This window comes from Nocardia sp. NPDC004123 (assembly GCF_053603795.1).
Window position 1 is genome coordinate 401,680 of record NZ_JBSGGG010000003.1, and the last position, 20,378, is coordinate 422,057.

Genomic DNA, 20,378 nt, shown 5'->3' on the forward strand with positions numbered 1-20,378 from the left:
GGCAAGTGCGGCGATCTACCAGTGATTTTCACAATCCCGGCAATGAACCAGCATGTCGGACAACGGTGGAGCCCAGCGCATGCTGGTCATTAGCCCAAATGTGGTGTGGCGAGCCGCCGGGGCAATGCACCACGCCGCCCGCCACATCGAACCCGGATGAACCGGGCATATCACCGTCAGTGATCCGGCAGTACCAGGATCTTCACGTGCTCTTCCGGATTCCGCAGCGCCGTGAAGGCATCCGCCACCCCGTCCAGCCCGACCCGCCCGGTGATCAGTGCCTCCGCGTCGATCGCCCCGGACGCCAGCCGCTCCAGCGTGATGTCGTAGGCGTTCTCGTAGGGCCCGTGCCCGAAATTGACCGCGATCCGCCGGAACTGCCCGACCACCGGAATGATCGGCTCGTCCGCGAACGGCGCGGCCAGCACCTGGATCCGCGAGTTGAACGGCATGGTCCGCATGAGCGTGCCGATAATCCCTGCACGCCCGCTGCATTCATAGGCGATGAGAATGCCCGTGCCCGACTGGCCCACCACGCTGTCGCCCTGCGCGACCGCCGTCATCCACGCCTCGATCGGATCCTGCTCGTTCGGATCCACCACGATGTCCGCGCCGACGGCCCGCGCGAGCTCCCGCCGCTTCGGGGAGGGCTCCGAAGCCACCACCAGCCGCGCCCCGTGCGCCTTGGCCGCGATGATCGCGCCCAGCCCGATGGTCCCGCAGCCGATGACCAGCGCCGAATCCTCTGCGGTGAGACCGGATTGCTGCACGTGCATCTCGCCGACGTGCAGCGGCTCGGCCAGCGTCGCATGCTCGAGCGACAGCCCCTCGGGCACGTGCCGCACCCAGAACGCGTCCACCACGATGCTCTCGCCGAACGCCCCGTGATAGTCGTTCGAATACCCGATGATCGTCGGAATGCCGGTCGCCGCCTCGGTCGCGAGCCCGATCCCCGCGACGCGGTCGCCGACCGCGAAATCCGTGACCCCGGCGCCGATTTCGGTGACGGTCCCGGCGTACTCGTGCCCGAGCACGACCGGTCGCTCGGTGTCGAAGGTGGCCAGCGGATACCCGCTGTCCGCCGCCACCTGCACGAATCGGCACGGATCCTTCGACATGGACAGATCGCTGCCGCAGATGCCGCACGCGGCCACCGCGATCCGCAATTGCCCCGGACCCGGTGCGGGCGGCTCGGCCACCTCGGCGGGGGAGAACTGCCCGTTCAGAAACTGTGTGGCGCGCATGGGATCACGCTCCCGTCGCGGCGGTCTCGCCGTAGTAGTCGGTGTGTGCCTTGGTGATGGCGGTGACCAGCTGCCCGATCAGCAGCTCCCGGTTGTCCTGCGCGTATTGCAGGCTGTCCTCGCGGCGGCGGTTGCGATTCTTGAAGTGCGGGATCACCTCCGAGGCGAACAGCTCGTAGCTGCGCTTGGTGTCCTCCCAGCTCGCCATGTCCACGTGCAGGACCAGCATGGTGCCGAACCCGCCGGTCTTCTCGATGAGCTTCTCGATGCGCGCGATCGCCTCGTCCGGCGTGCCGATGATGGCCTGCCCGAATTCGCCGAGGTTGTCATTGCGCCACTGATCGATGATGCCCTTGGGCGTGTCCGCCCATGCCGGCTGCTCGCCGGTCTGCCGGTTCACGTACGCGGCCATCGAGCCGATTCGGCGGCTCACGGCGCGCTCGGCGTCGGCGCGGGTCTCGGCCAGGAAGATCGGATTGACCAGCCGCCACCGCGACCGGTCCGCGGTGTGCCCGTGCTCGGCGCACACCTTCTCGTAGACGCCCCAATTGCGGTCCAGCACTTCGAAACCCATGGGGGAGCTGGCCGCCAGCGACAGCAGCGACAGCCCGTGCGTCCCGGCCAGCACCGAGCCGTTGGGGGAAATGGTCGAGGCGGTGGCGACCTCGATGCCGGCCGGGTCGTAGGTCGGCAGCTGGGCGCGGGCGTCGCGCAGGGTGAACCAGTCGGTGGTCATGTTCACCACCTCGCCGCGCAGCAGCGCGAGGATGGCCTCGAGCGCCTCGCCCTGACGGCGGCGCTGATCCGACGGATTGATGCCCATCATGTGCGCGTCGAGCGGGATCTTGCCGGGGCCGGTGCCGAAGATCAGGCGGCCGCGGGTCTGCAGGTCCAGCTGCGTGATGCGGTCGACGGTGACCAGCGGATGGTGATACGGCAGCGACATCACACCCGTGCCGAAGCGCAGCCGCTCGGTGCGTTCGGCGGCCGCGGCGATGAAAACGTCGGGCGCGGGCACGATCTCGGCTCCGGTCGAGTGGTGCTCGCCCATCCACGCCTCGTCGAAGCCGAGGTGGTCGAGGTGTTCCATGAGATCGATGTCGCGACGCAGCTGCAGGGCCGGGTCGGCGTCGAGGGGGTGGTACGGGGCCAGGAAGGCCCCGAATTTCATCGATTCAGCGGTCCACACGGATGGATCTCCTTCACCCAGTGCCCCGAGCTTCGTCGCCCGGTGCGGTTCCCCGAGTAAACCTGGATCAACTGATCCATAAGTTTTGCTGTCCCGGTGAGTGGGCATGATTCGAAAACGCAGGTAGTGAAGCTGATTCAACGTCGATAATGAGCGCTGTGCTGTGCCGAAATCGGATTGTCGAACCAGTTCCGGGCCCCGCGATGCCGACCCCGCGCCTCCGATGTGCCAAGCTCATGCCGTGACCGTCCCCATGCAGAACCGCCAGGGCAATGCGACCCGCACCCGGCTGGTGAAAACCGCCGAGCGCCTGTTCGCCGCCCACGGCGTGGACGCGGTCTCGGTGCGCGCGGTGAACGCCGCCGCCGGCCTCGGCCCCTCCTCGGTCAACTATCACTTCGGCACCAAGGACGACCTGATCGCCGCCGTGCTGCTCGATCTCGGCGCGACCGTCCGCGACCGTATTCGCGCCAATGCCGACGTGCTCGCCGCCCGCGCCGAACCGCCCACCGCGGAGACCCTGGTCCGCGCGGTCACCGAGCCCTATCGAGACCTGTTGCTGCAGCACCGGACTCGCGGCATGCGCTGGATCAAGATCGTCACCCAGCTCTCCCTGCACTCCCATCCCGCCCTCACCGCCGCCGAGCAGGACCTCCCCGATCAGCTGCACGTTCAGCTCCGCCGCGCCTTCCCGCAGTCGGATCCCAGCCGTCTCGAGGCCCGCTGGGCGATCTCGCTCATGGGTTTCCTGCAAGCCCTGAGCCGCGCGGACGAATGGCATCCCGGCGCGACTCCACCTCCTGCCGAGGAACTGGCCGCCCTCTACGAAGATCAGGTCGTCTTCCTCATCGGCGGCCTCGACCGTTTGCTGGGCGGAACCGGCCGCTGAATCACCGGTGACGCACAAGTGGACGAAACATGACATACTTCGCCCACTCCCAGCTCGAAAGCGGTTGCCCATGCCCGAAGATCCCGAACTCGCCCAGGCCCGTGTCCTGGCCCGCGAGCTCCAGAGCCACGCCGACATGCTGACCCGCGAGCTGCAGTACGTCTCGCGCCCCGAAGCGCAGACCCGCGCCCAGGCGGACCTGACCGCGGTCCAGCGCCAGCTCGACGGCTTGCGCCGCCGTTTCCCGGATGTCGCCGACGCCCCGGACACCCTCGCCAGCTGAGCGTCGATTCGGCGGTCCCACAACCCGATCGGGTGCGTCAGGCCCGGGAGCCGGGGCCCACGCGCTGCAGTAGTTCCTGCAGCGTCTTGCGCTCCGCGGCCGACAGTTCCGCGAAGGATTCCGCCAGGACACTGTCGGCGATCGCGTTTCCGGCCGCGAGCGTGCGTCGTCCCTCGGCCGTCAAACGGTGCTCGATGAGGCGGCCGCGGCCGGGGGTGCGTTCGATCAGCCCGCGGGTGGCGAGCCGGTTGGCCAGCGTGCCGAACGCCTGCTCGCTCTGAAAGGTCTCCTCCGCCAAGGCTCGCGCCGACGACCCCGGTTCGCGGTCGATGGCGCGCAGCGCATCCCATTGCGCCAGCGTGGTGCCCACGGTGGCGAGCCTGCTGTCGAGTGCGCGGTGGTGGCGATACTGCGCCTGCTTGATAGCTCGGCCCAGGGCCTGCAAATCACCTGCCATGGACACAGGCTATCAGGCTGACTAAGCTTGTTTATATCAACATGTTTAGTCAAGGAGTGATCATGAGTGAATCGGGTACCGGCGCGGACATTCTCGTATTGCACGGTGGCGCGGGGCCGGGCAGCGTGGCCACCATCGCCGCGCATCTGGCGAACACCGCACACGTCCTGACCCCGACCCATCCGGGCTGGGACGGGACCTCGCGCCCGGCCGAGGTGAACACCATCGGCGACCTCGCCGAAATGTACCTGCGGCTGCTGGCCGAACGGGACCTGCGCGAGGTGGTCGTCGTCGGATCCTCGATCGGCGGCTGGATCGCCGCCGAGATGGCGGTCCGGGACACCGCGAATCGCCTTGCGGGCCTGGTGCTCATCGACGCCGTCGGCATCCGGGTCGACGGTGCGCCGATCCGCGACATCTTCGCGCTGACCCCCGAACAGGTCGCGCAGTATTCATGGCACGACCCGGCCCGAGCCCTGTCGAATGCTCCCGAGCCGACCCCCGAACAATCGGCCGCACGCGCGGCGAACATGGCCGCACTGCGCCACTACGCCGGCGACCCCTATATGCACGATCCCGAGCTGGCCGCCCGGCTGTCCGAGGTGTCCCTGCCGACGCTGCTCCTCTGGGGCGAAAGCGACGGCATCGCCACCTCCGCCTACGCGGCCGCCTATGCCGCTGCATTCCCCGACGCCCGCCTCGAAATCATCGCCGCCGCAGGCCATCTCCCGCACCTGGAACAGCCCCGGGCAACGTTCGCCCACCTCGACGCCTACCTGCGCCGGCTCCGGGCAGGAGCCTGACGCCCGCAGTCGGGGCGAGATCGTGTCGGCGAATCTCGTTGCCGGCGGGGCGATTCGGGGTGACCACACGACGGGCCGGCGACTGCACGGCCCGGACTAGGCGCTCGGGTGGACCGGCTGGTCGGCCGATTCGCCGGACCAGCTGATCCGGTGGTCGAACATCCAGTTCAGCGAGCCCACACCCTGCTTGGCGGCCTTCTTCAGGAAGAACGGCGTCAGTTGGCGGACGAGGAAACGGGCCAGGCCACTCTGGGCCTTGTCGCCGCTGGTTTCGGCGCCGTGCGCGACCACCCGCTCGACCCGGTCACGGCGGCGGTGCTCGAATTCGGCCAGGGCGGTGGCGGTCTCGGGCAGGTCGCGCAGGCAGATGGCCAGGGTCACCGCGTCCTCGACGGCCATGGAGACGCCCTGGCCCGAGGATGAGGCCACCGCGTGGGCGGCATCGCCGATGATGACCATGCGGTCGTTGTGCCAGGTGGGGACCGACGGCATGTCGTACTGGTTGAAGCCGGTGACGAAGGTGGCGTCGGGGGTCGCGGCGACGATGGCGGCCGCGGGGCCCCGGTCGGCCGCCAGCATCCGCGCCAGCTGGTCGCGCCACTGCGCGGGTGCCGTGGATGCCACTGTCTGCTTCGAAAGTTCCTGTGCGCCGGGCATGTTCGCGAACCACCAGATCTCGCCGCCGGGTGCGACCAGATAGCCGAAGAAGGCCTTCTTGCCGAAGATCATGCTGTAAACGCCCGGCCGCAAACCGAGTTCGTGAACCAGGGCCGGGTCGGTGACGAATCCGCCCAGGCCGTAGATGCCCAGGTAGTGGGCCTTCGGCGCATTCGGGTCGATGATCTCCCGGGTGCGGGAGTGGATGCCGTCCGCGCCGACGAGCAGGTCGGCCTCGGCCCGGCTGCCGTCGGCGAAGGTGGCGACGACGCCGCCCGCGGCCGTCGGTTCCGCGTCGACGAGTCGCTTGCCGAACTCGTATCGGATACCACGCCGCGCGGCTTCGGCATTGAGTGCCCGGTACAGGTCGCGCCGCTTCACGCTGTGGGTCACGGTGCCGTCGGGCAGCGTGCCGCCGATGGGCATGTCGGTGATGTGCTTGCCGGCGCTGGTGTAGAAGCTGAGCGTGTCGGTGGCGTGGCCGGTGTCCATGACGATGTGGTGGGCGTCGATCTCGGCCAGCGCGGACAGGCCGTTCACCGCGACCGTCAGATATGCGCCGATCTGCCCGGCGGCCGCGTCGGCGTAGGCCTCGTAGACGACCGCTTCCCAACCGGCCTGCTGCAGTGCCATCGCGGTGACCGGACCGGCGATGCCGCCGCCGATGACCAGTGCCTTCTTCATGCCGTGTCTCCCTCTGAACTCTCTTGAGCGTGATGTATCTTGGTTATCAAGATATCAATAGTTTGACGATCAAGAGGTTTGAATGTCAAGAGAAAATCTGGACGAGTTGCGCGCCCGGGTCGGACGGGAGTCCCAGGCGTTGCAGGCGGCCGTCGACGATGTCGACCAGGCGGCCGCGACCGTGCTCGGCGTCAACCGCACCGACCTGCGCTGTCTCGAGGTGCTGGTCCGGGGTGAGTCGACGCCGGGCGCACTGGCGGCCGAATTGGGCCTGACCAGTGGCAGCGTCACGACGATGCTGGATCGGCTCGCCAAGCTCGGTCATGTCACCCGGGAGCCGGGACCGGGCGACCGGCGCAAGGTGCTGGTCCGCATCACCCCGGCGACCATGGCCCGGGCCTGGGAGATATACGGGCCCATCGCCGAGGAGGGCGCGGCCGAGATGGCGGGCTCGTCGGCCGCCGAGCTGCACACCATCCTCGACTTCCTCGCCCGCAGCCGCGAACTCCAGCAACGCCACCGCGAGCGAATCTCGGCCCTGCCCAGGACGGTTCGGGGTTCGTAGTCGAGGGCGGTGATCGGTACTGACAGTTCGTGCCGGAATTGTCCGAATAACTGGACGCTCTGGTCAGTTAGCTGTAGCGTCACTGCATGATTCGCGAGAGGCTTGCTGGCGCATGCTCTTCCGGTTCACAGGCTCGGCTGTGCCGAATGCCAATCCATTGCTTTATTGGTCGATCGTTCTTTCGCGCGCGGTCGGGAGCGAGATGAGAACGACTGAAGTGTGAGGGACGTCGTTGTTCGCAGTGTCCGTCAGGGCTGTGGTCCTGGCTCTGAGCATCCTGACCGCGGGGGCGGTAGGCGCCGCCCCCGTGTCGGCTCAACCCCTGTATCCCACGCAGGATCCCGATCCGTTCTACGGTCCGCCGGCCGATCTGGATGCGCTCGCGCCCGGTGACGTGGTCCGGACGCGCAAGATCGATACCGGGCTGTACGTGGGCACCGAGGGCTGGCAGGTGGCCTTCCGCAGCACCAACTCCCAGGGGCAGCCGATCCTCGGCATGACCACGGTGCTGCTCCCGGCAGGGGTCTCGAACCCGCCGCTGGTGTCGTATCAGGCGCTCATCAACTCATTGGGCGCGCAATGCAATCCGTCGCGCTCGCTGTTCAACGGCGAGCTCCAGGACGGGGTGGGCGCCATGCTGCCGATCGGGCGCGGCTGGGCCATCTCGCTGCCCGACTATCTGGGGCCGAATGTCTCCTACGGCGCGGCCAAGCTCAGCGGTATGGTGACCCTGGACAGCGTGAAGGCGGTCCGCAAGGCCACCGAACTGGGACTCGGGAAGTCGCCCGTCGCGCTGGCCGGGTATTCCGGCGGCGGCATGGCGACCGCCTGGGCCGCTGCCCTGCAACCCGAGTACGCGCCGGACCTGAAGCTCGATGCCGTTGTGGCCGGGGGCATTCCGGCCGATCTGGAGCAGATGGCGCTCTCGCTGGGCTTCGAGCCGCACCCGGGCTTCGGCCTGGCCTTCGCGGCGGCCATGGGCTTGGAGCGCGAATACCCTAACCGCCTGCCGATCTCGGATCAGCTCAATGAGAACGGGCTCTGGTTCCGCGAATTCACCCACGATGCCTGCCGTCGCTTCCTGCTGTTCCACGGCGCCTTCCGCAACGCCGACCAGATGGCGGCGTCCAAGAGCCTGATGGACAGTCCGGAGGCGCACGCGGTGCTGCGCGAGAACAGCCTGCGCTACTTCCCGGGCACGCCCGCGGCCCCGACCTACTTCTGGCAGGGGCGGTTCGACACCCTCACCTTCTTCGATCCGGTCGCCGAGGTCGCCGACCGGTACTGCAAGGCCGGTGTGCCGTTGGTGTTCCGGCCCTTCGATATCGCCGAGCACATGACCACGGCCGTCGCCGGATTCGCCGACGCGTGGAACTATGTGGAATCACGTTTCCGCGGGGATCCGGTCCCGGTGAGCTGCTGATTCTGGCCGCCTACCGGCAGGCGTGCGCCCGGCCGATGGGCCATATTGCTGTTGCCGCGGTTGACCTGACGGATCAGCCCGGCCTGGCGCAGCGCTCGAAAGTGGTGTGTCCGAGTGGCTTTCGACACCAGGAGCCCGAACGAACTGCAATGTCGTTCCGCGCCGTCGGTATTGGCGAGGAGGGCCAGGACGACCTCCATGCGATGCCGGTCGGCGAGGGCCGCTTACCCACCCGATCCCGGCCTGACCGGCGCGATCTGCCGGTCAATCGGCCAATTCGGCCAGCCGGGAAGCGATTCCGGCGCGGCTGGTCAAACCGAGTTTGCGCAGGACGCGGCCGAGGTGATCCTCGATGGTGCGGGGGCTCAGATAGAGCTGGGCCGCGATCTCCTTGTTGGCAAGGCCCTTGGCGGCCAACTCGGCGACTTCGCGCTCCCGCTGGCTCAGTCTTGTCTCGCCGACGACCGTTCGATGTCCTGCGAGACGACGCTGGACGGCTGTCGCGGCACGTTGCAGTTCCGTGGCTCCGGCGGCCGCGAATTCGGTGCGCGCGGCGGCAATTCGGCCGGTGGCGGTGGTGAAATCGCCGCGCTGCCCGGCGATCTGCGCCGCCACCAACAGGGCCTGCGCGCGGAACACCGGCATATCGGCCCGCGCGTACGCTTCGGCGGAGTCCTCGGCGGCCCGTTCGGCAGAGATGAGATCCCCACGCGCGCAGAGGTATCCGGCCCGCGCGCGGGCTGCCGCTGCCAAGGCACCGGGTAAGCCGAGGCGCTCGGCCACATCCTCAGCCTGGGCCAGCAGGGTTTCGGCCGCGTCGAGGTCACCTCGATCGACGGCGCTCAGGCACGCGACAGAGAGCTCGGCCGCTCGCATCGGGTGCAAGCGGCCGCCGCGCGCTCCGGCGCCTTGTAGCGACTCCGCCCGTCCAGGCCGTACTGGGTCACCGCGGAGCGGATCTCGCGGTTGTGGTCCTGGCGGCGGACCAGGGCACAGGTTCGAATCTTCGGACGTTGGAGCTGCGGGTGTGCGAGGGCTCGGTTGTTGGGTGGGCAGATCATCCAGGTCGAGGCGGGCGGCCAGTTCCAGGAGGGCGGCTTCGACTGCGCCGCGCCACCAGCGGACGGCGGGGCGGGGGAGGGCGTTGAGGTCTCGCCAGCATTGGATGACGTCCGCGCGCGGCGAAGTTGCTTCCAGGACACGGAGTTTGAGGGCTCCGGCCAGTGGGGCGATACCTGGGTACGCGTAGAGTTCGGCGGTTTCTACGGCGTCATCGGCGGCGGCGAGGGCGTCCGCGTAGCGTCCCAGCTTGGCCAGCGAGTAGGCCTGTACCGTCAGGAGTTCGGGGAGGATGAAGCTGCGGCCGCGGCGGCGGCTGACGCGGATGGCGCGCTCGATGTGAGAAAGGCCGGTGCGCTGGTCGTCGAGAAAGTACGCCATCCAGCCGAGGGCGGAAACGGCGTGGATGCCGTCGAGCAGCTGAGTGTCGGTGAGCTGCGCGAATTCCCGCTCCGCGACGCGGTAGTCGGCTTCGGCGGCGCGCAGGTCGAGGTCATTGAGCCGGCCCATGCTCCGCAGTGTCACCGCGGCCGCGCGCATGGCCGGATCGTGCACGGCTTCGGAGGTGAACAGCTGCCGGACTCGTTCCGCGCCTTCGGCGTCGTGGTTGTCCTGGATCTCCAGGATGGCCAATTCCAGCCGGGCGGGCCCGTGTTCGTGACTTCCGGGCCGAGAGACCAACCGGGTCAACAGGTTTCGCGCGCTGTCCACGCGCCCGAGGATCCGCTCGCAGCGCGCATAGAGGAGAACCGCTTCGACCTGCTCGGGCGTGGGATCGCCCGCAGTGCCCGGCAGCAGGGATTCGAGGGTCTCGCGCGCGGATTCCGCGGATCCCGACAGCAGCAGCGCCCGGCCGAGCAGGACGCGGGCCGGAACATCGGCGCGCCCACCTGAATCCGGCTGAGCGTCGAGGGCGGCGGCGATCCAACGGGCACTGGCGGCCGGATCGGTACCGAGGGCCTGCTCGGCGGCGCAGAGCAATTCGGCCGCGGCGAGCTCGTCGCGACCCAGAGCGTGTTCCAGGTGGCGGGCCCGGGCGAGGACGGGTGCATCCTTGGCGCGGAGCACCTGTGCCGCGCGAGCATGCGCGGCCGCTCGCCAGCCCTGCCCGGCCAGCCGGTACGCCGCCGCGCGCACCAGCGGATGGCGGAAGCTCACCAGGCCGGTGGTGACGCTGACCCAGCCGCGCAGTGTGAGATCGTCGATCGCCTCGCGCAGGTCGGCCGGTGCGACTTCGGCCGTGCCGCAGAGCAGTTCCACGTCATCGGTGCCGCCGCACACCCCGATCGCCTGCGCGACCAGCCGCTCCCGGACGGGCAGGTGTGCCAGTTCGGCCCGGATGGTCCGGTCCAGTGCGGTCTGATCCGCCGGTGCCGCGGCCGGATCCTCGGCTCGAATCGTGGCGTCGAAATCGGCCGGGGTGAGTTCGGCGAGCAGTCGCAGATACAGCGGATTGCCGTGCGCCGCCGCCACCACCTGCGTGCACCGGCCCGCCGGCAGCTCCGGCAGCAGCGCTCTGGCGTCGGCATCGGACAGCGGCGGCACCGCGAGGTGTCTGCTCGCGACACCCGGTGCGCGCAGCGCGGATCCGAGCGATTCCGGAAATTGCCCTTCGCGGTAGGCCAGCACAATACGAGCCGATTCCGGCCGCTGCCGAATCAGCAGTGCCAGCACCCGCATCGAGGCGGCATCGGCCCAATGCACATCGTCGATGATCAGCAGCGTCGGCGTGGCTTCGAGCCGCTGCCGAATCCATCGGGCCGAGCCCCGGGTGTCCGTCCCGATTTCGCTTTCCGTGCCGCCCAGTCGATCCGCGATATCGCGCACGAGATAGTGCGGTGTGGGCTGATCGTATTCGGTGCCCGCGACGGCGACCGTCCGCCACCGGCCCGGCTCGAGCCCGTCCGCGAATTCCGACAGCAGCCGCGATTTTCCGATTCCGGCCGGGCCCTCCACCAGGAATACGCCGTCTCCACCGGGAGCGTGGCAGGCCGCGTTCAGGGTGGCGAGTTCGCGGGTGCGGCCGACGAATGGCTGGATCGCGCACTCCTTTCCGAGTGAACGGCCTTCAGGCGAGCCTAACTCGGCACTCTCGCCTCCCGGCCGCGGCCCCGATCCCGTGGTTTCACGGATGCTGTGGCGTGCGGAAACGGGTTGGGTAGTCCGGGTTCGATCGATTGGCGAGTGGGAGAGGTACGTAGCTTCACATGCAGAGGATTTCGTCGAGTGCGCGGCGGCTGGTCCCCGTGATCCTGGCCATTGCGGCCCTGGCCCTGGCGGGTTGTTCCGCCGTGCAGAAGGGCGCCGATGTGGTCAAGGACGCGGGCAAATCCGATACCGGTCGCTCGAAGGTCGGTGACTGTATCGATGTCATCGAAGGCTCGATGATCGATTCCAAAACCGCGCCGGTGGACTGCGGTTCCCCGAAGGCGGTGTACCAGGTCGCCAAGGTCTACAGCAGCAAAACCGATTGCGCTGCCGACTACACCTCGTACGAGGAAACCCTCAATGGCATGTCCATGGCATATCTGTGCCTGGCCCCGAATTTCAAGCAGGGCGCCTGCTATCACGAGAGCATGCTGACCGGATACCAGTACGCCGAATGCGGCGCCTCCAACGCCAGCTTCCAGGTCTTGGCCCGCATCGACGGCCAATCCGACGAAACCCTGTGCGGCGAGGATGCGGACAGCGTCATCACCCTGGCCGAGCCCCGGACCACCTTCTGCCTGAAGAAGGTGTGACCCCCTCGGATTTTCCCGACGCACTGTCGGTAACATCCCGACGGTGCGTCGGTAAAAGTGCCCGGCGCCGGACAAAGGAGTTCGGATGTTCCTGGCGGTGCGCGAACTGTGGTTCGCGCGAGCGAGATTCGGGTTGATGGCCGCGGTCGTCGCCCTGATCGCGGTGCTCATCGTGATGTTGGCGGGCCTGTCGTCGGGCCTGGTCGACGACGGTGTCTCGGGATTGAAGGCCATGCCCGTGGACGCCTTCGCCTTCGCGCCGAAGACCGAGACGGAATCGGCCTTCACCCGCAGCACGGTCGACGACGGACAGGTCGCGGCCTGGCGCGGGCGCGGCGATGTCGCCGATGCGGCGCTGTTCGGAAACACGCTGGTCAATGCGAAGACCGGCAACGGGGTCGCGATCGATCTTGCGCTGTTCGGGGTCGAGCCGGGGTCGTTTCTGGCCCCGAGCCCGGCAGCGGGGTCCGGGCTCGGGGCGCCGGACGGCATCGTGGTCAGCCCGACCACCCTCGACAAGGGCGTCCGCATCGGCGATGTGGTGATCATCGACCGCATCGGCACCACCCTGCGGGTCGTCGGCGCGACCGCCGAACAGCGCACCTTCGGGCACGTGAACGTCGCCTATGTGCCGCTGCGACTCTGGCAGGAGATCCACGCCGGACTGCGGCCCGGCGACATCGCCCGGCCGGAGATCTATCACGAGGCCAATGCCGTGGCGCTGCGCGCGCGGCCCGGCGGCATCGATCTGGTGGCGGGGGATCGTGCCGCGGGCACGCACGCCATGACACTGTCGGCCTCGTTCGATGCTTCTCCCGGCTACTCGGCCGAAATGTCGACCATGACCCTGATCCGGGTCTTCCTCTACGCCATCTCGGCCCTGGTGGTCGGCGCGTTCTTCATGGTCTGGACGGTGCAGCGCACCCACGAGCTGGCGGTGCTGCGGGCGCTGGGTGTCTCCACCGGATATCTGTTGCGCGACAGCCTGATCCAGGCTGCGATCGTGCTCGTCGCCGCGACGGCCGCCGGGGTCGGCGTGGGAGTGGGCGGCAGCCGGTTCGTCGGCGGCATGCCCTTCGCTCTCGAACCCGGCGCGGTCGCGGTCGGTGCGGTACTGCTGATCGTGATGGGCATGCTGGGTGCGGTGCTGACCACGTTGCGCGTCACCCGGGTCGACCCGCTCGAGGCGCTGGGGGCGCAGCGATGACCGTCGAATCGATTGTCCGCCAGGGTATCTCGCTCAGCGATGTCTCGCTGACCTTCGGCAGCGGCGACCATGCCGTGGCGGCCCTGGACCGCATCGACCTGACCGTGCGGGCGGGCGAGCTGCTGGCCGTCGTGGGACCGTCCGGATCGGGCAAATCCACGCTGCTCGCGGTCGCGGGCGGGCTGGCCCGGCCCGACACCGGGCAGGTGCTGGTGCACGGCACCGAGATGACGACCCTGTCCCGGCGGCAGTTGGCGCGATTCCGCCGCGAGCACATCGGGTTCGTGTTCCAGACCGGGAATCTGATTCCCGCGCTGACCGCCCGTGACCAGGTGCGGCTGCTCGATCGCACCGGCGGGCGGAAGCGCGGCACCGCACCAGCTTCGAGCGGCCCAGCGGATCCGGGCGCCCTGCTCGCCGCCGTCGGCATGGCCGCGAAGGCGGGGCGGCGGCCGCATCAGCTCTCCGGCGGGGAACGCCAGCGCGTCGGCATCGCCCGCGCGCTCGCGACCGACCCGACGCTGCTGCTGGTGGACGAGCCGACCGCGGCGCTGGATCGCGCTCGCAGCCACGAGGTGATCGAGCTGCTGGCCCGGCAGACCCGCGAGCGGAAGGTGGCCACCATCATGGTCACCCACGATCACGACATCCTCGGCCACTGCGATCGGGTGCTCACGCTGGTGGATGGGAGACTGAGCGGGTAACCCCCGACGAGGAGATCAGGTGCCGAGGATCCAAGCCGCCACGCTCGCCGAACATCGCGAGGCGCAACGCCGCGCCCTGCTCGACGCCGCGCGCGCCATCCTCGCCGAGGACCCGGCCCGCCCGCCCACCCTCACCGAGGTGGCGGCGCGCGCCGGGCTCGCCCGCCCCAGCGTCTACCAGTACTTCTCCTCCCGCGATCAGTTGCTCGCCGAGCTGCTGGCCGACACCTTCCCGCAGTGGGCGCGGCGGGTGGCGGAGCGGATGGCGGCCGCGTCCGGCCCGGCCGATCAGGTTCTCGAATACGTCCGCGCCAACCTGGAATTGGTCGCGAGCGGTGAGCACGCCCTGGCCCGTGTGCTCACCACGATCATCGACGACGATATCGCCGCCTACAGCCGCGAACTGCACGACGAACTCCGCACCCCGCTGATCGCCGCGCTCGAGACGGCCGGTGCGGCCGACCCGGCCGCCACCGCCGGACTCATCGACGGCATCGTGCATGCGGCCTCGCGCATGCTCGAGAGTGGTCAGGACGCCGACCGGACTGTCACGGCCGCAACGGAATTGGTCGCGCCCTACCTGTCGGTGCTGTCGCCGGGCGCGGCCGGGCGGCCCTGAATCCGCAAGCGGGAAGCTCGCGCAAGGCCGGGTGAGGCCGTGCCGGCGGGGTCACGGCCTCACCGGAGTGCGAACGGCTGCAAGGGGAGTCAGCGTCCGCACGATCGGGGCGGCCGCGACCGAAGTTCTCACCGTCGGCACCAGCGACTGTGAGACAGAGCCATTGGCCTCACGGTTTCTGGTAGCCGGTTGCGGCGTTGCGTACTTGGTCGACGTAGACGGCGGAGTGGTTGTAGGCCAGGATGGCTTGTCGCCAGCCACGGGCGGTGGCCAGGTCGCCGCCGGCCGCGCACAGGTAGCGGCCTGCGGTCAGGGCCGCGTCGTCGATATCGTCCGGGCTACCCGAAAGATCGCTGGTGGCCGCTGGTTTGCCGGTCTGCAAGGTGTTGGCGAGGGTGTTGTAGTCCGTGCCGGCGCGCACACCCCAGCGTTTCCAGGTGGCGGGGATGAACTGGAACGGACCCATTGCGCGGGCATACACCGTGTGCCCGGCTCGGGCCGTGGCGGTGGGATCGACGATCCGGGCGTTGCCGCCGGTGCCGTCCAGGGCGATTCCGCGGATCGGTGGCCGCACCAGACCATCGGCGGCGATGGTGGCACCGCCGAATCGGGCGTGATCGCTTTCCACACGGGCGATTCCAGCCAGGGTGACCCAGCCGAGATGGCAACCGGGCTCCGCCTTCGACATGGCCACCGTCGCGTATCCGTAAGCCTGCATCGCGCGCACGGGAATTCCGTATTCTTCCGACCGCGCTCGGGCCCAGTCACGCAGCTGGTCGAGCGGCTGCTCGACCGCGTCGAGGCGAATCGCCGGTACCGGCTCACCCGCACGGGGCGGCACCGGATCGGGAGTTCGATCGGATGCGCCGCATCCCGACAGGATTGCCGCACTCGCGGTCACCAGCAGCGCCGGGAGCGCTGTCATCACACCCCGGCCGCGCGGGCCAGGTGGAGAGGAATTCGTCATCGGCCCTCGAAATTCACCGTCGCAGTGGGTCTTCCATCCGGCCTACTTGGCCGGGACCGGCGCAGACGTCGTGGGGTTCGGCTTCGTGGGCTTGGGCGCTGTTGGGTGACGCGGAGTCGTGGTCGGTGGGTGCGCAATCGTCGGCTGGGACGGTGGTGGTGCCGGCTTGCGGCCGGTCGTCCTGGTGGTTGGCGGTGACGTCGGAGTGCGTCGGTCCGTTGTGGTTGCCGGCTTGCCGGACGGTGTCGTCTGCCCGGCGCTGGTCGGTGTCGTCCCGCCGATCGACGTCGTGGTTGTCGGGGCGGACGTCGTGGTTACCGGAATGGACGTCGTGGTTACCGGGAGAGACGTCGTGGTTACCGGGAGAGACGTCGTGGTTACCGGGAGAGACGTCGTGGTTACCGGGAGGGACGTCGTAGTTGTCGGGACCGCTTGTGGTGTCGTCGGGATGACGGTTGTTGTCGCTGTCTGGATTGGCGAGGGACTCGTCGACAGGTCAGTGGTGCTGACGGGGGCGGCGACTATCGGAACGGTGGTTGTGGTGATGGGATCCTGGCTGGGGCTCACGCCGGGCTGAACAATCTGGCTCGCGTCCGATGGCGGGGCGACCTGCACCGAAAAACCCGCGCTCGCACTGATACTCGCGCTGAAGGACGGACCGGGCGCGGGGGTGGAGGTCGGGGTATCGGTGGTCGTGGTGGCCGGATCGCTCGCGGTGGGCTCGGTCGACTCGCCGGTGGCCGGGTCGGTCGCCGGGGCTGCCTCGCCGCCGAGGGTGTCCGTTGCCGCGGCGTCATCCGGAACGTCCACATCATTCGGGGTTTCCGATACGTCGGCGACATCGCTGATGGCTCCGACCTGGGTGGTCGAATCCGCCTCGTTCGACGTCTCGGAGACATCCGACGACGCCAAAACATTGCTCGCCCTTTCGTTTCGCCGCGAATCCGTTGCCAACACCGACCCTCCGATGAGGAGCGCGATCAGCGCCGCGGCAGCCGCGGCGTGGGGCAGATGCCGGCGCGCATCGCGGACCGTGAGATGCGGCAATTTCTGCCGAAGGTCGAGGAATCCGCTGGACCGTTGCCCCGAGTCCGACGATCCGGACCGGTCGTCGGATACATTGTCGCCGTTCTCGGGAGTGCGGATGAATTCGGTGGCATCGGTATCAGGCGTACCGGCGGGTCCGGTTGCGCGGGAATTGTTTCGGCCGGGTTCGTTGTCATCCAATGACTGCATCAGGAATTTCTTTCTTTCCGAAATGACTTCTGCCCGTCAGGACTTCCGTATTTCTGGTCAGCCGAGTGCCGCCGGGGATTCTGCGTGCGGGATGAGTAGCCGCGAACTGCCCGAGCCGTCGGCCGGGACCGCCCAGATATCCGAATCGGCGCCCCGCGCAATGGCGTAACCGATCGTGTTCGAATCCAGCCAGGCCGGCTGGTCGTCCACGCTGCGGGTTTCGGCCAGCGGGGTCCGCGTGCCCGAGGCCAGGTCCAGTACGGACAGCCGCCAGCCCTTCTCGGGGTTCCCGTCGATCGCCGACTTGAAGGCGATCCGCCGGCCGTCCGGGGACAGCGATGGGCACTCCACGTTCTGCGCGATGGTGCGAATGCTCTTCGCCGCGATATCACCTTGCACGAGGAACCGGCGTCCGTCGGTGGCCATCGTGGCGTAGAAGGTGTTGTCGTCGGCGGCGAACGTGATACCCCAGAAATTGAGATCGGCCGCGGTGTAGGGACGACCGTCCAAGGTCACCGGGAGGAATTCCAGTGAGTCGATCATGTCCCCGGTGTCGAGGTCGATCAGTCCGGCGCGGGTGGAGAACCGTCCGCTGTTGTACGAGTCGCCGGCCACGAATACCGTCCAGGCCACCAGCCGCCCGTCCCCGGATACCCGGGTGCGGTTGGGCACGCCGACCAGCGGGATCTCCCGCTTCACAGTGAGCGTGCTGTCGAGGATGGCGGCCTGGAAGGTGGAGAGCGCGCCGTCCTGCCGTAAACAGACGCCGGTGCCGCCCGCCGCGTGGACCCGCAGGCAGTCGAGCGCGGATACCGAACGTGGCCCGCCCGGATCGTCCGTGGCCACCATCGCCAGGTGGCCCTTGCTGCCGGGTGCGGTGCTGCGGAACAGAATTCGTGGCCCGCCCGTGAGACTCAGCGCGTCGGATGCCGATACCGCCGGCGGCGTGCGGGTCGTCACGAACACGCCGTAACCGACCGCGACGGCGGTCAGGAGCGCGGACCCGAGCAGTGCGAGCAACATTCGCCGAGTCATGCGTGCTCCTCGGCGAGGTCGCGGCTGTCGGCAACGTCGGTATTCGTGGCCGGGATGCCGCGCAGCAGGAGACCGAGGAGGAGCACAGCCAGCGCGACCAGAACCGCGGCGACCCGGCTCGCGCTCGCCGGTCCCCACACCGTCCAGGCCAGCCCGAACAGCACCGAGGACACCAGGTAGGACAGCGCCTGTCCGGTCTGGATCAGCGCGATTCCCGTGGTACGCAGGGATTCTGGCAGGACCGGGCCGGCGAGCGCTATGAGTACCCCGTCGGTGGCCGCGTAGAACAGGCCGTAGAGGGCGAGCACCACCAGGAGGAGAGCAGTGCCGCCGAACGGCCCGAACAGCAACAGATACACCAGCACCAGCGCGGTGTAGCCGCCGAGTACCACCTTCAGTCGGCCGATCTTGTCGGCGAGTATGCCGAGCGGCGTGGCCAGCAGCAGATAGGACAGGTTCGTGCCGACGGCCAGCAACGGGAACCAGTTGACGCTCAGGTGTTCCCGGTGTTGCAGCAGGAGGTAGACGAAGCCGTCGCCGATGGTCACCATCCCGGCCAGGCAGGCGGCCAGTACCAGTCGCCGCACCGGCGCCATCGCGATGAGGCCGCCCAGCGCCGAGACCGACACCGTGCCCTTGGGTGGCTGTTCGTCACGGTGATCCCGAACGAACAACACCAGTACGAGGACACCGAACGCGGCGATGCAGAAGCTGGCGACGAACACCGCGTCATAGGCCTGCGCGGTTGCGGCGAGGATGCCGAGCGCGACCAGCGGCCCGGTGAACGCCCCGATCGTGTCCATCGTCCGGTGCACGCCGAACGCACGGCCGTACAGCTGCGGCGGGGTGGACAGGGTGATCAGCGCGTCGCGTGGCGCCGTGCGCAGGCCCTTGCCGGCGCGGTCGATCGCGATCACCGCGCCGATCGCGCCGACGGCACTGCCCGCGGCCGGCAGCCCGAGTTTGGCCACCGCCGACAACCCGTAGCCCAGGCCGGCGATCAACTTGCGGCGGCGCGTCGAATCGGCGATGTATCCGCCGACCAGCCGCAGCAGCGCCGTCGCCCCGGTGTAGCCGCCGTCGACGACGCCGTAGACGGCGGGGCTCAGGTGCAGCGCGACGACCAGGTACACCGGTAGGACCGCGGTCATCATTTCCGAAGAGATGTCGGTGACCAGGCTGACCGTGCCGAGCGCGAACGCGTTGCCGCTCAACAGGAAGAACACCTTCCTGCGCGATGGTTTCGCGCCGTCGTCCCCGGCGTGCGGACGGTCGATCGTGGACAGGTACATGGGTGTGCCACCTCAGTGTGTTGGCGGGAGCCGCTCGCGGACACGCCGTCGGCATGCCCGCGAGCGGGGTGATTACCAGCTACCGATCAGTCGCGGACAACCGCGAATGGTCAGTTCCACACGTTGGTGATCTCGGCGGCCGAGTTCAGGTGGGACAACCCGTACGCACTCTCGATGGTGCTCAGGACGTTGTAGTGGTTGATCTGGTTGGAGAAGCTGCCGACCTGGGTGTGCGCGCCGACGAACGTGGTGAAGATGTGGTTCGACGAACTGCCGTTGTCCTCGTCGAAGGTGACGATGAGCAGGCTGTTGTGCGTCTTGGCCCACTGCGCGTAGGCGTCCATGTTGTTCTTCAGCCAGGTGTCACCCGTGCCGATCGAACAGTCGTGCATGTCGTTGCACAGGTTGGGCGCAATATACGAGACCGTCGGCAGGCTCGCGTAGTTCGACGAGTTCGGGAAGTCGCTGTACATGAGGTTGCTGGTCGCGGGCACGTTGCTGAAGAACGGCGCGGCGTTGTGCTTGCGCGCGTACTGGCCGCTGGTGCAGCCGGTGTAGCCGTCCGAGGGCATGCTCTCGGAGTAGCTCTTGAAGCTCTTGCCGGCGGTGATCAGCTGGTTGGCAATGTTGTTGCCGCTGAAGGTGTGCGGGCAGCTGTCGTCGGTGATGCCCTGGGTCGACCCGGAGAACATCGCCAGGTAGTTGGGCTCACTCGGGTGAGTGACCCCGAAGGACTGGGTGAATTTCGCACCCTGGCCGGCCAGGCTGTTGAAGTACGGCGCGCTGGAACTGCCGTTGATCTGCGAGTACGAGTGGTTCTCGAACATCACCAGCACGATGTGATCGAACACGGGCACGGTCGTCACCGCCTGGGCGGTGGGTGAGGTGACAACGGCCGACGTCGTCACACCGATGAAAGCTGCGGCCGCGAGCAGTGCGGGCACAATGCGCTTCCTGAACACGAATCCTCCTGAAGGATAACCAACCCTGGCACAGCCAGGTTCGGGAAATCCTGGAGCCGACCCGTGGCATCGAGCCCAATGTTTCGAGGCCAGTGGATGGTCGAAAAGTGAACAGATAAAGCGCGGAAGCCATTGTCTGACCAATGTGCTTGTTGGTCAACTGATCTCAAATGTTCAACTGGTCAAATGACCGTGCAATTACTGGACGGATGATTCGAAATCTGTTGTCGAGTATTTGTTTTGCGTTCCGACGCGAGTTTGTTTTCTGTTTCCCGATGTTTGTTGCGTTCATGCGTATGTCGACTCGGGCTGGATTCCAGTGTTTCCGAAGATGATCCGCCCGGAATGGGTTGCGCCACAAA

General features: G+C 68.0%; 19 protein-coding genes. 10 read left to right on the top strand and 9 right to left on the bottom strand.

The window, feature by feature from the left end; all coding sequences use genetic code 11:
* Positions 1–176: 176 nt before the first annotated feature.
* Positions 177–1,244 carry an alcohol dehydrogenase catalytic domain-containing protein gene (locus tag ACWEQQ_RS06165; protein ID WP_379388975.1) on the bottom strand — a complete coding sequence of 356 codons (1,068 nt, stop codon included), beginning with the start codon at positions 1,242–1,244 and terminating at the stop codon, positions 177–179.
* 4 nt (positions 1,245–1,248) lie between these two features.
* On the bottom strand, positions 1,249–2,433 hold the full coding sequence (locus tag ACWEQQ_RS06170; RefSeq protein ID WP_452347398.1) for an LLM class flavin-dependent oxidoreductase: 1,185 nt from the start codon (positions 2,431–2,433) through the stop codon (positions 1,249–1,251).
* 241 nt (positions 2,434–2,674) lie between these two features.
* Between ACWEQQ_RS06170 and ACWEQQ_RS06175 the strand changes: the two genes are divergently transcribed.
* Together ACWEQQ_RS06175 and ACWEQQ_RS06180 are read left to right on the top strand one after the other, a co-directional pair.
* Positions 2,675–3,322, top strand: a complete 648-nt coding sequence (locus ACWEQQ_RS06175) for a TetR/AcrR family transcriptional regulator (RefSeq protein ID WP_357000316.1) — start codon at positions 2,675–2,677, stop codon at positions 3,320–3,322.
* Between the two features lie 70 nt (positions 3,323–3,392).
* Positions 3,393–3,605, top strand: a complete 213-nt coding sequence (locus tag ACWEQQ_RS06180) for a hypothetical protein (RefSeq protein ID WP_452342737.1) — start codon at positions 3,393–3,395, stop codon at positions 3,603–3,605.
* 37 nt (positions 3,606–3,642) lie between these two features.
* Here ACWEQQ_RS06180 and ACWEQQ_RS06185 read toward each other — a convergent pair whose 3' ends face one another.
* Positions 3,643–4,062 (bottom strand): MarR family winged helix-turn-helix transcriptional regulator, encoded by a 420-nt coding sequence (locus ACWEQQ_RS06185; RefSeq protein ID WP_452347399.1) that lies wholly within the window; start codon positions 4,060–4,062, stop codon positions 3,643–3,645.
* 62 nt (positions 4,063–4,124) lie between these two features.
* On the opposite strand from ACWEQQ_RS06185, the gene ACWEQQ_RS06190 reads away from it, so the two are divergent.
* On the top strand, positions 4,125–4,865 hold the full coding sequence (locus ACWEQQ_RS06190) for an alpha/beta fold hydrolase (protein WP_452347400.1): 741 nt from the start codon (positions 4,125–4,127) through the stop codon (positions 4,863–4,865).
* A 96-nt stretch (positions 4,866–4,961) separates the two neighbouring features.
* On the opposite strand, the gene ACWEQQ_RS06195 is transcribed toward ACWEQQ_RS06190, so the two are convergent.
* The gene (locus ACWEQQ_RS06195; protein WP_452347401.1) at positions 4,962–6,206 is read right to left on the bottom strand and encodes an FAD-dependent oxidoreductase; all 1,245 of its coding nucleotides are present in this window, start codon (positions 6,204–6,206) and stop codon (positions 4,962–4,964) included.
* Positions 6,207–6,288: 82 nt separating this feature from the next.
* Between ACWEQQ_RS06195 and ACWEQQ_RS06200 the strand changes: the two genes are divergently transcribed.
* Positions 6,289–6,771 carry a MarR family winged helix-turn-helix transcriptional regulator gene (locus ACWEQQ_RS06200; protein WP_452342741.1) on the top strand — a complete coding sequence of 161 codons (483 nt, stop codon included), beginning with the start codon at positions 6,289–6,291 and terminating at the stop codon, positions 6,769–6,771.
* Positions 6,772–7,033: 262 nt separating this feature from the next.
* The gene (locus ACWEQQ_RS06205) at positions 7,034–8,194 is read left to right on the top strand and encodes a lipase family protein (protein ID WP_452347435.1); all 1,161 of its coding nucleotides are present in this window, start codon (positions 7,034–7,036) and stop codon (positions 8,192–8,194) included.
* Positions 8,195–8,458: 264 nt separating this feature from the next.
* On the opposite strand, the gene ACWEQQ_RS06210 is transcribed toward ACWEQQ_RS06205, so the two are convergent.
* Positions 8,459–11,431, bottom strand: a complete 2,973-nt coding sequence (locus ACWEQQ_RS06210) for a LuxR C-terminal-related transcriptional regulator (RefSeq protein WP_452347436.1) — start codon at positions 11,429–11,431, stop codon at positions 8,459–8,461.
* A gap of 29 nt (positions 11,432–11,460) precedes the next feature.
* Here ACWEQQ_RS06210 and ACWEQQ_RS06215 point away from each other — a divergent pair, with 29 nt between their 5' ends.
* The 4 genes from ACWEQQ_RS06215 (at position 11,461) to ACWEQQ_RS06230 (ending at position 14,524) form a co-directional block, all read left to right on the top strand.
* Positions 11,461–11,994, top strand: coding sequence for an LppU/SCO3897 family protein (locus tag ACWEQQ_RS06215; RefSeq protein WP_452347402.1), 534 nt, complete (start codon positions 11,461–11,463; stop codon positions 11,992–11,994).
* Between the two features lie 85 nt (positions 11,995–12,079).
* Positions 12,080–13,201: an ABC transporter permease gene (locus ACWEQQ_RS06220; protein ID WP_452347403.1), complete on the top strand. Its 1,122-nt coding sequence runs from the start codon at positions 12,080–12,082 to the stop codon at positions 13,199–13,201.
* Positions 13,198–13,905, top strand: coding sequence for an ABC transporter ATP-binding protein (locus ACWEQQ_RS06225; RefSeq protein WP_452347404.1), 708 nt, complete (start codon positions 13,198–13,200; stop codon positions 13,903–13,905). Before ACWEQQ_RS06220 ends, ACWEQQ_RS06225 begins: the two co-directional genes overlap by 4 nt.
* A 19-nt stretch (positions 13,906–13,924) precedes the next feature.
* Positions 13,925–14,524, top strand: coding sequence for a TetR/AcrR family transcriptional regulator (locus ACWEQQ_RS06230; protein ID WP_452347405.1), 600 nt, complete (start codon positions 13,925–13,927; stop codon positions 14,522–14,524).
* Positions 14,525–14,693: 169 nt separating this feature from the next.
* Here ACWEQQ_RS06230 and ACWEQQ_RS06235 read toward each other — a convergent pair whose 3' ends face one another.
* The gene (locus tag ACWEQQ_RS06235; RefSeq protein WP_452347406.1) at positions 14,694–15,449 is read right to left on the bottom strand and encodes a murein transglycosylase; all 756 of its coding nucleotides are present in this window, start codon (positions 15,447–15,449) and stop codon (positions 14,694–14,696) included.
* Positions 15,450–15,657: 208 nt separating this feature from the next.
* Between ACWEQQ_RS06235 and ACWEQQ_RS06240 the strand changes: the two genes are divergently transcribed.
* Positions 15,658–16,068 carry a hypothetical protein gene (locus ACWEQQ_RS06240; protein ID WP_452347407.1) on the top strand — a complete coding sequence of 137 codons (411 nt, stop codon included), beginning with the start codon at positions 15,658–15,660 and terminating at the stop codon, positions 16,066–16,068.
* 716 nt (positions 16,069–16,784) lie between these two features.
* Here ACWEQQ_RS06240 and ACWEQQ_RS06245 read toward each other — a convergent pair.
* The 3 genes from ACWEQQ_RS06245 to ACWEQQ_RS06255 all read right to left on the bottom strand — a co-directional run bounded on the left by ACWEQQ_RS06245 (position 16,785) and on the right by ACWEQQ_RS06255 (position 20,016).
* The gene (locus tag ACWEQQ_RS06245) at positions 16,785–17,762 is read right to left on the bottom strand and encodes a TolB family protein (RefSeq protein WP_452347408.1); all 978 of its coding nucleotides are present in this window, start codon (positions 17,760–17,762) and stop codon (positions 16,785–16,787) included.
* Positions 17,759–19,054, bottom strand: coding sequence for an MFS transporter (locus ACWEQQ_RS06250; RefSeq protein WP_452347409.1), 1,296 nt, complete (start codon positions 19,052–19,054; stop codon positions 17,759–17,761). The genes ACWEQQ_RS06245 and ACWEQQ_RS06250 overlap by 4 nt, the downstream gene beginning before the upstream one ends.
* Before the next feature lie 110 nt (positions 19,055–19,164).
* A complete protein-coding gene (locus ACWEQQ_RS06255) occupies positions 19,165–20,016 on the bottom strand; it encodes an alkaline phosphatase family protein (protein ID WP_452342751.1) in 852 nt (283 codons plus the stop codon).
* Between the last annotated feature and the right edge of the window lie 362 nt (positions 20,017–20,378).